We start from the raw sequence: 14,375 nt of genomic DNA, 5'->3' as shown, positions 1-14,375 counted from the left end.
TGTAATTTTTACATTCATACCTGGAAAAGTCACCCCCTACAAATGAAGTTTAGAATTAATAAAGCTGTAGTTTTCGCAGTGTTACTTTTTGTATTGATTGCTGTAGTTTACCTGAACTATCTACTCTCAAGTCTATAATTCGATTTTTAAGTGTTAATAATGAGAAGTCCGGAATAATTTCCGGATTTTTCTGTTTTGCTTAGGCTGTTCTTTAGTGCCAGAAAAATTTTCTACTCCAGTATTTCGTAATGTATGGGCTTAAAACTGCCATTATTACTGTCTTCTGCAGAGCAGGCGGTGAGGGCAATAATAAGGTCCATTTCGGCTTCAAAAAGCACATAATCCCCTGCCTTACTCAGCGGCGGATCTACACTTAATTTTCCCTCTTCATCAAATTGCACATTCATAAATATGTTGAAGGCGGTGGGAACGTCATCGGGTTCAATTCCAAAGGGAGCTAAATTGGTGTAGAGATTCTCAAAGCAGCTGGGGTGATAGTCCGGATTGTTATACATAATTCTGAAAGTTTCGGGGCTGCAGGGGGCAAGAAGGAAATCATTCCTTCCATTGGTATCTTCCAGGATCTTCATCATCTTATTGCTGCGGTTGCTCCACAACCAGTCGCCTTTGGTAATGAGGATGCTTTCTTCAAAGTCCAAAGTTTTTCCCGAAGAGATCTTTTCCCGGGGATCTTCGGCATTGAATAAGACCATGTCACTTACCTGTTCTCCCTGCGGATCAATGACCTTTAATTTTTGCCCTTTTTGAAGCCTGAACGCAGCTCCTGTTTGTCTTTCAATGATCTGTACCATGTTCTCTTTTAATATTTTTGCTGAGCTCTGAAGATAACGGATCTTCTCTTTGCTCCAAATGTGAAGTTACCGAACGAATATCATGCTGCTCAAAACCCTGGTGGAGCTTAGCTATAGCCTGTACTTTTAAAGGTTCACACCAAAACCCCGTAATAAGTGGGAGATGATCTTCTACCATATCCTTCGGAAGATCTTTATAATGTACGGGACATTTCTGATCTTTTTCAAATCTCGAGATCAACTTTTGAAGGCTATCCTCCAGTTCTTTTCTCGTCTGAAGTTTCAGTTTTACATTGACATGTACTGCCGAATAATCCCAGGTGCTAATGTTGATGTCTTTGTACCAGGAAGAGGAGACGTAACCGTGAGCCCCGTGGAAAATTAAGAGAGCTTCAAGTCCGTCCTTAAGGAATTTATACTGTTCGTTGGCTTCAGCTATATGCCCGTATAGCTGAAATCTCTCTGGTGTGCCTTCAATGAGAATAGGGATATGCGAAGCCAAAAGCTCCTCACCCTGCAGCACGAAGGTGGCGAAGGGATGATTCTCTATAAAATCATAAATGTACTGGGGATCCTTTTTGAGATATTTTTTCTGCCGAAACATGATTACTTTTTGTGGTTAAGAAAAGGACATTTCCATTCTTCTCCAACATTTCTACCACTATATTGTCTTGCTTCGCTGCGCTCTCCAAAATCCTCAAGCATTGGATTAATACCTCCTTGTAGAGCAATATCTCTATCACGAATTTTATTTCGCACTGTATGGTAGGTATTCATCTCTCTTAACTTTTCAAACTGCCAGTGGAGGTTGAATGCTATGGCAGGATAGGGTGCCTGCCGTGCTTTTCGGGAACTATTTGGATGCAGCCCCACAATATAGAAGGCTTTGCCACCCAGGCTAAAACTAAAATTCTTATGCTCGGGATCTGCGTTAACAGCTTCATCCCAGGGAGTGTCATCTACTTCGTGCAAATGCTGTAGTTGATCCCAAAGCGTACTTTCAAATTCCTCTTCGGTATACTGCTGTTTTCCTTTAAAGGCAGCTAAAAAAGTAAGAAACTCATTAGATTCAAAATCATAGGCCGCAATGTATTTCTTCAAGTCAGCCAAAATTGCTCTGGCAGTTTCCCTGCTTCCGAAGTCTTCATATTCATGAAAATCAACTTTATCCATGCTAAAAACGGTTTGTGCCATAAGACATGGATGGTCTTTAGCAATAATGAAATCTTTAAATTCAGCTTTGGAGGAGGAAGTATCCACCTGGGACATTGGAATACGCGACATAAATTGAGTTTGCATAAAAATAATAGCTGAAGCCTTTATCCTCAAGAGGTTTAAGATTCTCTTAGTGGAGTTTTAAGTAAGATTAACAGCCAGGCAAATACTTCTATTTTTCGCGGTACCTGAAAATAAGGAAGATCATAAAGCTGTTCAGTAAAAAAGCCAGCCCATTGGTTGCCATAATGGGAATATCCTTTTGAATTACTCCATAAATGATCCACAACCCCAATCCTGTAATGAGAACAAAGAACATCCCGGGGGAGACATCGTCCACCTCTTTGGTTCTCCAGGCCTTCCAAATTTGGGGCACAACTGCAGCAGTTGTAAAGGCACCAGCTGCAAGACCAAGGATTTCTGTCCAGCCCAGCATTAGCGTAATACATCTTTAAGGAGCCAGTCTTCCAGAACCTCCTGCTCATCATTGCTGTGAAGTACAGAAATATCACCCGTAGTTTCAAAAACGACCGCGCGCACCTGTGATAAATTCAGCACATTGGCTTCTCTTAATTTAGATCGTAGATCACCTTCGGTCACTCTAGCTTTTATTAAATTTTCCTTCAGGATAATTTCACCGTCCATGAGCATGAGTGGAGAATTATCCACTATTTTGGTCACTGCCTTGTATTTCCTGAGCGTGGCGACAGCAATTTGTAATCCATAGATAAGTGCCAGTCCTATAACTCCGGTTACAAGACCAACAGATCCAGACAGGATTGTCGATGCGATAATGGACCCTATGGCGACAGTCATGGCAAAATCGAAGCTCGACATTTTTGAAAAACTGCGTTTTCCCGTGAGCCTGGTAAAGATTATAATGGCCAGGTAGATCCCAATGGCATTCACAGATAAAACAATAACAGACTCCCAGCTTATGCTAAACCATTCTTTCATAATTTTTGAATTAATGCGGTGAGAGACAAGTTAAGAAGAACGGTGTTATCAAGCACCTACTACTTCACCGCCATTCACATGGATGACCTGCCCGGTAACGTAACTGGCATCTTGACTAGCTAAAAAAACATAAGCCGGCCCTACCTCGCTAGGCTGTCCTGCTCTTCCCAGAGGCACCTTTTTTCCGAATTCAGCTACATGTTCGGCATCAAAAGAGGCAGGGATAAGCGGAGTCCAGATAGGTCCCGGTGCCACTCCATTCACCCGAATATTACTTTCGGCCAGCATTTTGGAGAGGGATCGGGTATAGGCGGTGATCGCTCCTTTGGTGCTCGAATAATCCAGCAGGTGTTCGCTGCCACGGTATGCGGTAACCGATGTGGTGTTGATGATACTATCGCCATCCTTAAGGTGCTTAAGCGCCTCATTTACGGTGAAGAAATAAGGATAAATATTGGTCTCAAAGGTCTTTCTTACCTGTGCCGAACCGACGTCCTCTGGTTTTTCCTCAGGAAATTGCATAGCTGCATTATTCACCAGAATATTGAGTCCGCCGAATTTATCTACCGTCTTTTGAACAACTTCCCTGCAAAATTTTTCTTCCGTGAGATCTCCTTTTAAAGCCAGGCCCTCAGAACCTGCTTTCTCGATCATTTTTACAGTTTCTTCGGCGTCTTTATCTTCAGAAAGGTAGACAATGGCCACTTTTGCACCTTCTTTGGCAAAATGAACCGCCACGCTCTGTCCAATTCCGCTGTCGCCACCTGTGATCAGAGCGACCTTACCCTTCAGTTTTTCACTGCCTTTGTAGTCTTTGCGAATTACTTCCGGCTCGGGATGCATTTTTTGCTGTTCTCCGGGCTGCTTGTCCTGCTCTTGCTTCGGAAGGTCTTTAGGTTTGCTCATTTTTCTAACATTTTGAGATTTAAAGTTATAGAACCGCGGGGCAGGTTGCCGAAGGTTTAAGAAAGATTTAGCGCAGGCTTTAACAAAGAATAACGTCTATCAAAAATAGATACCTTTGTGGCTGAAAAATAACATTTTTGGAACCTCTTTCTTTTGATATTGTAATTATTGGTGGCGGGGCTGCCGGATTTTTCACCGCGATCAATGCTGCTGAAATGGCTCCGGAAGCAAGGATCTGTATTCTCGAGCGGGGAAAAGATGTGCTGAACAAGGTGCGCATCTCGGGCGGCGGAAGGTGCAACGTAACTCACGCCGAATTCCTTCCGACGGAACTTACGCGGAATTACCCCAGAGGAGAAAAGGAACTCCGCGGGCCCTTCCATAACTTCATGACGGGTGATACTATTGAGTGGTTCGAAAAGAGAGGCGTACGGCTGAAAATAGAGGAGGACGGCAGAATGTTTCCTGAATCCAACACTTCTGAAACCATTATTGATCTTTTTCTTGAGGAGTCAAAAAGGTTAAAAATCGAGCTTCTTAACAAAAGGGCAGTGCAGCAACTGCAGCAGAAAAATGGACTTTGGGAAATATCAACTTCACAGGAGAATTTTACTGCTAAAAAAGTACTGGTAGCCACCGGAAGCAATCCAAAAATGTGGAATTTGCTTCAGGATCTTGGCCATACAATCGTACCTGGGGTTCCTTCTCTGTTCACTTTCAATATTACTGATAAGCGCATCAAAGATCTCCCCGGAGTAGCTACAAATGCCGTGGTGAAGCTCAAGAAAGATAAACTGCAAACTTCAGGACCCTTGTTGATCACCCACTGGGGCATGAGCGGACCGGCTATTCTGAAGCTTTCGGCCTGGGGTGCAAGAGAACTCAGCGATATAAAGAATTTTGAGATCGAAGTGAATTGGCTTCCTGAAGTTTTTTCTGAAGATGTGGAAGAAGAACTAAGGCTTCAAAAAGGGGAAAAAGCTAAGCAATTTGTCCACAAGCGAGCCCTTTTTGAACTTCCGAAGCGTTTATGGCAAAGTCTGCTGCAGGCATCGGGCATTGAACCTGAAGTTCGCTGGGCCGATCTCAACAGGCAGCAGCTGGAATCTCTTACGGAGGAACTCACCTGTGGCACTTTTCAGGTGCACGGAAAGAGCACCTTTAAGGAAGAATTCGTCACAGCAGGAGGCGTGGAGCTTAAAGAAGTGAACTTCAAGACCTTTGAAAGCAAGATCTGCAAAAATCTTTTCCTGGCGGGGGAAGTGCTGAATATTGATGCCATCACCGGTGGCTTCAATTTCCAAAATGCCTGGACCGGCGGATTCCTGGCGGCACAGGCTATGACTTCCGCTTCTGCTGTTTAAATAAAATCTTATTGAACCAGGAGGTGGGCAGGATCTTTCTTGCCAGCAGTACTGCGCTTGCACCTTTTCCGGTGGGATAGCGAAGTTTTTTACTAGCGTCAGTCGCTGCCTTGAAAACAGTTTCTGCAACCACTTCGGGCCCGGGTGCCTTGTTATTCCTGCTCCGCATTCCGCTAAGAATTGCTTTCTCCATCTTTTCATAACCTTTGACCGATTCATTGTCAAATACTTTTAGAGACCTTCCGTGGAAATCGGTTTTGATGGCTGCAGGTTCTATCAATTTCACCTTAATGTTGAACTGGCGGAGCTCAAATTGTAAAGCTTCAGTAAAACCTTCGAGCGCCCATTTGCTGGAGCAATAAAGGCTGTAAAGCGGAATCGTAAATCGACCAACCACAGATGAGGTGTTAATGATCATTCCTTCTCCTTTCATTCGGAAGTAAGGAATAAATTCCCGACAAAGATCCATCACTCCAAAAACATTGACCTGAAATTGCTGCAGCACATCCTCTTCCGAAGATTTTTCAAATGCGCCCACTGCGCCATAGCCGGCATTGTTGAACAAGACGTCGATCAAAGGAAAATCGGCTTCCACTTCAGGAATGATCTTTTGCAGGTGTTCTTTTTTAGTTACGTCCAGCTCATAAAATTTAAGATTGGGAAGTTCCTTCAACTCTGATTCTTCTTGGGGAGAGCGCATGGTGGCGGCAACATTCCAGCCTTTTTCAGCAAAAAGTTTAGCTGTTGCCCTGCCAATTCCGCTGGAGGCGCCGGTGATAAGAATGGTCTTGCGCATAGATCTGATTTTTATTTCCTGCCTAAAATAGCTTTTTTGGATGGCTTTGGCTTTAACAGGAAAATCTATCTTTGCGTTATGACCGAAAAAGATTTTATTCCAAATCCATATTCCGCAACAGTGGAGCAGGGGGAAGTTACCTGGCAAAGTCCCAGCAACATTGCCCTGGTGAAATACTGGGGGAAACTGGAGCATCAAATTCCGGCAAATCCTTCCATAAGTTTTACGCTGGATTCCTGTAGAACGACCACTACTTTGAAATTCAGAAAAAAGGAACAGATCTCAGATGATTTTGATTTTGAACTAGAATTTGAGGGGGAGAAGAAAGATTCATTCCGGCCAAAAATTCAGAAGTTCCTGGAAAGAGTAGAGCAGTATTTGCCATTTTTGAAGGATTATAAATTTAGCATTGATACTTCCAATTCTTTCCCACACAGCAGCGGAATAGCATCTTCAGCCAGCGGGATGAGCGCGCTTGCACTTTGCCTTATGAGCCTGGAAAAGCAACTGAATCCTGAAATGAGTGAGAAATATTTCACCCGAAAAAGCTCATTTTTGGCAAGACTGGGATCGGGTAGTGCCTGTCGCAGTATTGAAGGTGGACTGGTTGTTTGGGGGCTACAGAATAATATTTACCAAAGCAGTGATCTTTACGGAGTGAGATTTAGAGATGAGGTACATGAAAATTTCAGGAATTACAGAGATACGATTTTGCTGGTCGATAAAGGAGAAAAGCAGGTGAGCAGTACTGTTGGTCACGAATTGATGAATGGTCATCCTTATGCCGAAAGACGTTTCAAACAGGCTCACGATAATCTCGATCGACTTAAAAAGATCTTCCGCAGCGGGGATCTTTCAGAATTTATAAAAGTGGTAGAGAGTGAAGCCCTAACGCTTCATGCAATGATGATGACCAGCGAGCCTTTTTTCCTACTCATGAAGCCAAATACACTTGCGATCATCAATAAGATTTTCGAGTTCAGGGAAGAGACCGGGCTGCATCTTTGTTTTACCCTGGATGCCGGTGCGAACGTGCATTTACTTTATCCGGAAAAGGAGGAAGAACTAACGCTGGAATTTATAGAAGTAGAGCTGAAGCAATACTGCCAGAATGGTCAATATATCAACGATAGAGTGGGAAGCGGAGCTAAAAAATTGGCCTGAAAATTGACCTCTATCATAAACTGTAAGAGATTACTTCTCAGTTAAATGTATATCTTTGCAGGGCTAAAGAAGTTAAATGCCAACTGTACATCTTGAAAAAGGCTTCAGGTTCTTTTTTTATTCAAACGAACATTTGCCGAAGCATATTCATGTTGCAGGTAAAGGAGGTGAATTAAAAGTTGATTTGGAATCACTAACTTTGATGTACAGTTATAATGTTAAGAAACAGGATTTGAATGCGATACTAGAAATAGTAGAACAAAATCGCTTTTATTTTCTTCGGAAATGGGATGAATTTCACGTGAATGAAAACAGTTAAGACTGACATAAAAATTAAAGAGGTTCTCTTCAGAGATGAGAAAGTTTTCTTTTCTTTAGAGGATGGTCGTGAAATTGGTGCTCCCTTGAAATGGTATCCCAAACTTGATAATGCTACTGAGGAAGAATTATTGGATTACACAATTTCCCCCGGAGGTTATGGAGTTCACTGGAACAGGGTAGACGAAGATCTTTCTGCCTACGGCATGTTAACTCTTGACCAGAAAACAAATACGCAGTCACTATGAAAGGACCTTTATTTTATTCAAAGATTCTCCTTTTTGGAGAGTATGGGATCATCAAAGATTCCAAAGGTTTATCTATTCCCTATAATTTTTACAACGGGGCGCTAAAGGTGGACGAGGATCCTTCGGAAGCTGCTCAAAAATCAAATCTGAGTCTTAAGAGATTTGCCGATTATCTTGAGAACCTTCAGCAGGAGAAGCCTGAACTTGTTCAGTTCAACCTGAAGGAGCTAAAAGAAGATATTGAAAAAGGAATGTATTTCGATTCCAGTATTCCACAGGGATATGGAGTAGGAAGTAGCGGTGCCTTAGTAGCTGCTATTTACGATGAATATGCCGTTGACAAAATTACTGTTCTTGAAAACCTGACTCGTGAAAAGCTTTTAAAGCTGAAAAAGATCTTTGGAGAAATGGAATCCTTTTTCCACGGAAAATCTTCGGGTCTTGATCCATTGAACTCTTATTTGAGCATTCCAATCCTTATCAATTCCAAAGATAATATCGAGCCTGCCGGCATTCCGTCACAGACAGTGAATGGAAAAGGTGCTGTTTTCCTTTTGGACAGTGGTTCTGTTGGGGAAACTGCTCCCATGGTGAATATTTTCATGGAGAATATGAAGCAGGAGCCTTTCAGAAAAATGCTGAAAGATCAGTTCGTAAAACATACCGATGCCTGTGTGGATGATTTCCTGAACGGAGATGTAAAATCCCTTTTTGGAAACATTAAAAAATTATCTCACGTCGTTTTGGACAACTTCAAACCTATGATCCCTGCACAATTCCACAAGCTTTGGAAGCACGGGATTGAGACAAACGACTATTACCTGAAGCTTTGTGGCTCTGGTGGTGGGGGTTATATTCTCGGGTTTACAGAAGATATTGAAAAGGCAAGAAAAGCGTTGAAGGATTATCGTTTGGAAGTGGTCTACAACTTCTAAACCAGATCGATGCTTTCCATCTCCAAAAAGCGGCTTCTTCTTAAGATTCTCAGCTTTATTTCGGTCGTTAGAGGCTACAATATTCTGGTGCTCGTCATTGCGCAGTACCTGACCTCAATGTTCATACTCGCGCCCGACCTACCTCTCAGAAATGTCCTTTTTGATGACAATTTATTTTTTATAGTTCTCGCTACAGCTTCTATAGTGGCAGCTGGATATATCATTAATAATTTTTACGACAGCGAAAAAGATCTTATAAATCGGCCGCAAAAAACGATGCTCGATAGATTTGTGAGTCAGCGGACAAAGCTATCGGTTTATTTTCTGCTCAACCTTGCCGGGATCTTCTTTGCCAGTTATGTTTCCTTTAGAGCGGTAGTATTTTTCTCGATCTACACTTTTGCTATCTGGTTCTACTCTCACCGGCTTAAAAAGATCCTGTTTTTGAACAATTTGATCGCTTCGGTCATCACTATCACTCCATTCTTCGCAATTTTCCTGTATTACAAAAATTTTGATCTGGTGATCCTGGTGCATGCCGCCTTTCTGTACCTCATTATACTAATGCGGGAAATGGTCAAGGATCTGGAAAACATGAAAGGAGACTTGGTGCAGGGTTATCGTACCATTCCTATTGTATATGGAGAAAGTCTAAGTAAGGTGCTATTGACCGTCCTTGCTTTATTGACGCTCATCCCTATGTACTTCCTTATTTTTAGGTTTGAAATAGGAAAAATGGACTACTTCTTTTATGGAGCAGCGGCTTTACTTTTTCTGTTCCTGCTTATTCTTTATTTCAGCCGGGCTAAATGGCAATATTTACTACTGCACAACCTTTTAAAGTTCATCATTGTCGCGGGGGTATTCAGTATTCTTTTGATAGATATCGACGCCTTGTTGAGCAGAGTTTTTTAGATTTCATATTGAATATTTGATATTTTATATTAGGTTTTGATCCTGAAATTAAACACTCTTTAGTCTTGGGTCCAGGCTCTTGGTTCTTGACTCTTCTTTTGAGTTATTGTTAAACAATCCAGTATCTTTGTGCAAAATTATTTATCATGAGTAGAAATGAAAGGCCGTCGGGCAGCAGGGGAGATCGCTCTTCGGGCAAATCCAGTAGCGGAAGACAAGGTGGTGCGGGAAGAAGTAAATCCCATTCCCGCGGAAATGCCCCGATAGGCCGAGATGAAAAGGATCCAAAAAATATGTCACGGGGCAATGCGCCGGTGAAAAGAAAAGAGGGAGGTGCAGATCTTATGCGTCTCAACAAATATGTTGCAAATTCGGGCGTTTGCTCGCGAAGGGATGCCGATATTTACATAGCGGCAGGAAACGTGACTGTAAACGGAAAGGTAGTAACCGAAATGGGCTATAAGGTGAAAGTTACCGATGAGGTGAAATTCGACGGCCGTCGCATCAATCCCGAAAAACCGGAATATGTTCTCCTGAATAAACCTAAAGGGTTCTATGTGACCGGAAGTCTGGAGAAAAAGAACCGGACTGTCCAGGATCTTATAGCGAATGCTTCCAAATCAAAACTGGATCCTGTGGGGAAATTGGACACGCAGGCTTCAGGCTTGATTCTATTTACCAATGATGGTGCTCTTGCAAAAAAGCTGAATAATTCCAGGAACGGAATAAGGCAGATCTACCACGTGGAGCTGGATAAGGATCTTGATTATGAAGATCTTCAGAAAATAAAAGAAGGAATTACTTTGGAGGATGGGGTAGCCAATGTAACTGAAATAAGTTATGTTGAGAATAAACCTAAGCGGGAAATTGGCCTCGAGATCAAAAGCACTAAACCACACATTGTGCAGCGTATCTTTAAAAGCCAGGGCTATGAGATAGTAAAACTCGACAGAGTCGTTTTTGGCGGCCTCACGAAAAAAGATCTGGGAAGAGGACACTGGAGAGTGCTTACAAAACAGGAAATCATCAATTTGACAAATAGCTAACTCCTCTCAAGTTGAGCAATAAATTTGAGCCGGAAAGAAGTCTTGGGAGAATTTTAAAAAAATCCCGCAGCTTTCCGGCTTTTTAATACATTTGCTTTTTATAAGCACAACAATGAAAGAATTGCCGCGGACTTTTTCCGTTTGGTTTTCATACTCTTCCACCTTAGGCTGCTGCAGCCTTAACAAAGATTTATCACCTTATTTTTTCAGCATTGGCTTATAATTTCTACTTTTTAACTTTAATCCTTATTACGTAAAAATTGAATACGAAGTACAGCGATCTCATCGACCAAACTTACTATTTCCCCCAGGAAGAATTTACAGTAGAAGGTAGTGAACTGCATTTTCATGGAATTGATCTCATGGAACTGGTAAAAGAGTATGGAGCTCCCTTAAAGTTCACTTATCTCCCCAAGATCTCAGAAAATATAAATAAAGCCAAGACCTGGTTTGCCGATGCTCTTAAAAAGCATGATTATCCCGGTACTTATAACTATTGTTACTGCACAAAAAGTTCTCATTTTGAGCATGTGCTTAATGAGGCTTTAAAGAATGACATCCATATTGAGACTTCTGCTTCGGTAGACATCAATATTGTCGAGAACCTGAAGAAAAAAGGAAAGATCAATAATGATACTTATGTGATCTGTAACGGCTTTAAGAGGAATGGTTATATCAGCAATATTGCGAATCTTATTAACAACGGCCATTATAACTGCATTCCCATCATCGACAATTATGAAGAGATCGATCTGCTTTCAGAAGCAATAGATGGCAAATACAAGATTGGGATAAGGATAGCTTCAGAAGAGGAGCCTAAATTCGAATTCTATACTTCCAGATTGGGAATAGGATATAAGAACATAGTTCCTTTTTTTAATAAACAAATCAAGGATAACGACCAGGTGGAGCTTAAGATGCTGCACTTCTTTATTAATACAGGAATTAGAGATACTGCCTATTACTGGAACGAATTACTGAAATGTCTCAAGGTATACATTAATTTGAAGCGCATTTGTCCAAGTCTTGATAGCCTGAACATCGGTGGAGGATTTCCGGTGAAGAACTCCCTTCATTTTGAATATGACTATAAGTATATGGTGGAGGAAATCGTTAACCAGATTAAGATCGCCTGTGACGAAGCCGAAGTTGAACCACCTCATATTTTCACTGAATTTGGTTCTTTTACAGTAGGTGAAAGTGGCGGGGCTATTTATGAGATCCTTTACCAGAAACAGCAGAACGACAGGGAAAAATGGAATATGATAAATTCATCTTTCATTACCACCTTGCCAGATACCTGGGCAATAAGTAAAAAGTTCGTAATGCTGGCGGTGAACCGCTGGAACGATGAATATGAACGGGTATTACTCGGCGGACTGACCTGTGATAGCGATGACTATTACAATTCCGAGCAGAATACCAACGCAATTTATCTACCCAAGTACAAGAAAGAAAAACCACTTTATATTGGCTTTTTTAATACAGGAGCCTATCAGGATACCATAGGTGGTTTTGGCGGATTACAGCACTGTCTCATTCCACAGCCAAAACAGATCCTTATCAATAAAGACAAAGACGGAAATTTGGAGACCAGGTTATTTAGCGAGCAGCAGGAGCCTCAGGATTTTCTCAAAATTCTCGGATACGAGAAATAGTAGCGAATTTTTTATTTTTAATTATATATAATTGAAGCAATTAGAACACAACAATCGCTAACAAAATGAATAAAAAGAATTACGCCGGCATTCCGGACAAGTATGCACGTTTAGATGACGCAAAAGTAGTTTTGATCCCGGTTCCCTATGATGGAACGAGTACCTGGGGTAAGGGTGCCGATAAAGGCCCCGATGCTTTTCTGGAAGCTTCAGAAAATATGGAGCTGTTCGATATCGAAACCCGTACAGAAGTCTACAAAAAAGGAGTCTATCTTGCTCCGCCGGTGACCGAAAATTCCTCGCCAGAGAAAATGGTAGAAGCGGTACATAAAACCGTCAAAAATTATATAAAGCAGGAGAAATTCGTTACGATTTTTGGAGGCGAACATTCTATTTCTATTGGAACGATCAGGGCTTTCAATGAAAGCTTTGAAGATCTTACCGTAGTGCAAATCGATGCCCACGCCGATCTTCGCCCGGAATATGATGGCACTACCTGCAATCACGCCTGTGCAGTGCACGAAGCGAGTAAGAAGACTAACCTTATTCAGGTTGGGATTCGTTCTATGGATGTTTCAGAACTAGATCATATGGATGAGAATCAGGTTTACTGGGCTCATGATCTATATGAGGACTGGATGGACGATGCTATTGGCCAAATGACACCAAACGTGTTCATCACGATCGATCTTGATGCATTTGATCCTTCTATCCTGCCATCTACAGGTACCCCGGAGCCGGGAGGAATGTTCTGGTATGAAACTCTGGAATTCCTGAAGTTGATGTTCAAAAAGAAAAACGTAGTAGGATTTGATATTGTAGAGCTTAATCCAAATGAGAATGAAAGGTCATCAGACTTTTTAGCCGCTAAGCTTTATTATAAGATGTTGAGCTACAAATTCAAATATTTAAATAATACTGAAGACGAAGACGATGAGTAAAGGAGCAATTACAGAATTCCTCGAAAGACATTTTAAACATTTTAATGCTGCAGCCCTTGTGGATGCTGCAAAAGGATACCGGGAGCAGCTGGACAAGGGAAACAAGATGATGGTTACCATGGCCGGCGCTATGAGTACTGCAGAGATCGGGAAGATCTTCGCAGAGATGATTCGGCAGGATAAAGTGCAATTCATCTCCTGTACCGGTGCCAATCTCGAAGAGGATATCATGAATCTTGTTGCTCATACTCATTACGAACGCGTGCCTCACTACCGGGATCTAACACCTCAGGACGAGTGGGACCTACTGGAGCGCGGACTCAACCGGGTGACTGATACCTGTATTCCTGAAGAAGAGGCTTTCCGAAGAATTCAGAAGCACATTGTGAAGATCTGGAAGGATGCTGAAGCTGCAGGGGAAAGATATTTTCCGCATGAATACATGTACAAGCTGTTGCTTAGCGGAGTGATGGAAGAATATTACGAGATCGACCTGAAGGATTCGTGGATGTATGCCGCAGCCGAAAAGAACCTGCCAATGGTAGTGCCCGGATGGGAAGACAGTACCATGGGTAACATCTTTGCCTCTTATGTGATGAAAGGAGAGCTGAAGGCGAGTACCATGAAATCCGGTATTGAATATATGGGCTTTATTGCCGACTGGTATATGAAGAACACAGATAATGGAGTTGGTTTCTTCCAGATTGGTGGAGGTATAGCCGGCGATTTTCCAATTTGTGTGGTGCCTATGTTGTACCAGGATATGGAGATGCATGATATTCCATTCTGGAGCTATTTCTGCCAGATCTCTGATTCCACAACTAGCTATGGATCTTATTCAGGGGCTGTGCCAAATGAAAAGATCACCTGGGGAAAACTAGATAAAGACACTCCAAAATTTGTGATAGAAAGTGATGCGACAATTGTGGCGCCATTGATCTTTGCTCACATTCTGGATATGTAAAGAAATTTCTGAAACGATTTATCAGAATCCCGGAGGCACAGCCTCTGGGATTTTTGCTTTTTTGGGACCTCTTGTCCCTCAAGCTTTCCAACTTACTATTTATTCTTAAATTGTGACTAAAATAGTTCTCGTGGCT

The 14,375-nt window shown here is 42.0% G+C and carries 17 protein-coding genes; 10 read left to right on the top strand and 7 right to left on the bottom strand.

The genetic code is table 11. From position 1 onward, the window contains the following. Positions 1-230 precede the first annotated feature (230 nt). From ACXYMT_RS00465 to ACXYMT_RS00440, 6 genes are all read right to left on the bottom strand, one after another. Entirely contained in the window at positions 231-812 is a 582-nt protein-coding gene (locus ACXYMT_RS00465) for a DUF1989 domain-containing protein (protein ID WP_459057132.1), read from the bottom strand. Continuing rightward, positions 796-1,416: an FMN-binding negative transcriptional regulator gene (locus ACXYMT_RS00460; protein ID WP_459057131.1), complete on the bottom strand. Its 621-nt coding sequence runs from the start codon at positions 1,414-1,416 to the stop codon at positions 796-798. The genes ACXYMT_RS00465 and ACXYMT_RS00460 overlap by 17 nt, the downstream gene beginning before the upstream one ends. Positions 1,417-1,418: 2 nt before the next feature. Beyond that, positions 1,419-2,096, bottom strand: a complete 678-nt coding sequence (gene gntA / locus ACXYMT_RS00455; RefSeq protein WP_459057130.1) for a guanitoxin biosynthesis heme-dependent pre-guanitoxin N-hydroxylase GntA — start codon at positions 2,094-2,096, stop codon at positions 1,419-1,421. 103 nt (positions 2,097-2,199) lie between these two features. Continuing rightward, positions 2,200-2,463 carry a SemiSWEET family sugar transporter gene (locus tag ACXYMT_RS00450; RefSeq protein ID WP_459057129.1) on the bottom strand — a complete coding sequence of 88 codons (264 nt, stop codon included), beginning with the start codon at positions 2,461-2,463 and terminating at the stop codon, positions 2,200-2,202. Beyond that, complete coding sequence (locus ACXYMT_RS00445) at positions 2,463-2,984, bottom strand: DUF421 domain-containing protein (protein ID WP_459057128.1); 522 nt, start codon at positions 2,982-2,984, stop codon at positions 2,463-2,465. The genes ACXYMT_RS00450 and ACXYMT_RS00445 overlap by 1 nt, the downstream gene beginning before the upstream one ends. A gap of 48 nt (positions 2,985-3,032) precedes the next feature. Next, positions 3,033-3,890, bottom strand: coding sequence for an SDR family oxidoreductase (locus tag ACXYMT_RS00440; protein ID WP_459057127.1), 858 nt, complete (start codon positions 3,888-3,890; stop codon positions 3,033-3,035). 137 nt (positions 3,891-4,027) lie between these two features. Between ACXYMT_RS00440 and ACXYMT_RS00435 the strand changes: the two genes are divergently transcribed. Beyond that, the gene (locus ACXYMT_RS00435; RefSeq protein ID WP_459057126.1) at positions 4,028-5,254 is read left to right on the top strand and encodes a BaiN/RdsA family NAD(P)/FAD-dependent oxidoreductase; all 1,227 of its coding nucleotides are present in this window, start codon (positions 4,028-4,030) and stop codon (positions 5,252-5,254) included. On the opposite strand, the gene ACXYMT_RS00430 is transcribed toward ACXYMT_RS00435, so the two are convergent. Next, the gene (locus tag ACXYMT_RS00430) at positions 5,229-6,050 is read right to left on the bottom strand and encodes an SDR family oxidoreductase (protein ID WP_459057125.1); all 822 of its coding nucleotides are present in this window, start codon (positions 6,048-6,050) and stop codon (positions 5,229-5,231) included. The two genes, ACXYMT_RS00435 and ACXYMT_RS00430, sit on opposite strands and share 26 nt — an antisense overlap. A gap of 78 nt (positions 6,051-6,128) precedes the next feature. On the opposite strand from ACXYMT_RS00430, the gene ACXYMT_RS00425 reads away from it, so the two are divergent. The 9 genes from ACXYMT_RS00425 to ACXYMT_RS00385 all read left to right on the top strand — a co-directional run bounded on the left by ACXYMT_RS00425 (position 6,129) and on the right by ACXYMT_RS00385 (position 14,239). Beyond that, the gene (locus ACXYMT_RS00425; RefSeq protein WP_459057124.1) at positions 6,129-7,214 is read left to right on the top strand and encodes a diphosphomevalonate decarboxylase; all 1,086 of its coding nucleotides are present in this window, start codon (positions 6,129-6,131) and stop codon (positions 7,212-7,214) included. A gap of 76 nt (positions 7,215-7,290) precedes the next feature. Then, on the top strand, positions 7,291-7,533 hold the full coding sequence (locus ACXYMT_RS00420; RefSeq protein ID WP_459057123.1) for a DUF4160 domain-containing protein: 243 nt from the start codon (positions 7,291-7,293) through the stop codon (positions 7,531-7,533). Then, entirely contained in the window at positions 7,520-7,780 is a 261-nt protein-coding gene (locus ACXYMT_RS00415; RefSeq protein ID WP_459057122.1) for a DUF2442 domain-containing protein, read from the top strand. The genes ACXYMT_RS00420 and ACXYMT_RS00415 overlap by 14 nt, the downstream gene beginning before the upstream one ends. Then, positions 7,777-8,715 (top strand): mevalonate kinase family protein, encoded by a 939-nt coding sequence (locus tag ACXYMT_RS00410; protein ID WP_459057121.1) that lies wholly within the window; start codon positions 7,777-7,779, stop codon positions 8,713-8,715. Before ACXYMT_RS00415 ends, ACXYMT_RS00410 begins: the two co-directional genes overlap by 4 nt. 9 nt (positions 8,716-8,724) lie before the next feature. Further along, positions 8,725-9,630: a geranylgeranylglycerol-phosphate geranylgeranyltransferase gene (locus ACXYMT_RS00405; RefSeq protein ID WP_459057120.1), complete on the top strand. Its 906-nt coding sequence runs from the start codon at positions 8,725-8,727 to the stop codon at positions 9,628-9,630. 146 nt (positions 9,631-9,776) lie between these two features. Next, positions 9,777-10,676 (top strand): pseudouridine synthase, encoded by a 900-nt coding sequence (locus ACXYMT_RS00400; RefSeq protein WP_459057119.1) that lies wholly within the window; start codon positions 9,777-9,779, stop codon positions 10,674-10,676. A 260-nt stretch (positions 10,677-10,936) separates the two neighbouring features. After that, positions 10,937-12,334 (top strand): type III PLP-dependent enzyme domain-containing protein, encoded by a 1,398-nt coding sequence (locus tag ACXYMT_RS00395; protein ID WP_459057118.1) that lies wholly within the window; start codon positions 10,937-10,939, stop codon positions 12,332-12,334. A 65-nt stretch (positions 12,335-12,399) separates the two neighbouring features. Beyond that, positions 12,400-13,275, top strand: a complete 876-nt coding sequence (gene speB / locus ACXYMT_RS00390; protein WP_459057117.1) for an agmatinase — start codon at positions 12,400-12,402, stop codon at positions 13,273-13,275. After that, positions 13,268-14,239: a deoxyhypusine synthase family protein gene (locus ACXYMT_RS00385; protein WP_168138197.1), complete on the top strand. Its 972-nt coding sequence runs from the start codon at positions 13,268-13,270 to the stop codon at positions 14,237-14,239. Before speB ends, ACXYMT_RS00385 begins: the two co-directional genes overlap by 8 nt. The last annotated feature ends 136 nt before the right edge of the window (positions 14,240-14,375 follow it).

Source organism: Salinimicrobium sp. CAU 1759 (genome assembly GCF_054482715.1).
The sequence above is the reverse complement of the archived record's forward strand: the minus strand, read 5'-3'. Positions and strand labels throughout refer to the sequence as shown.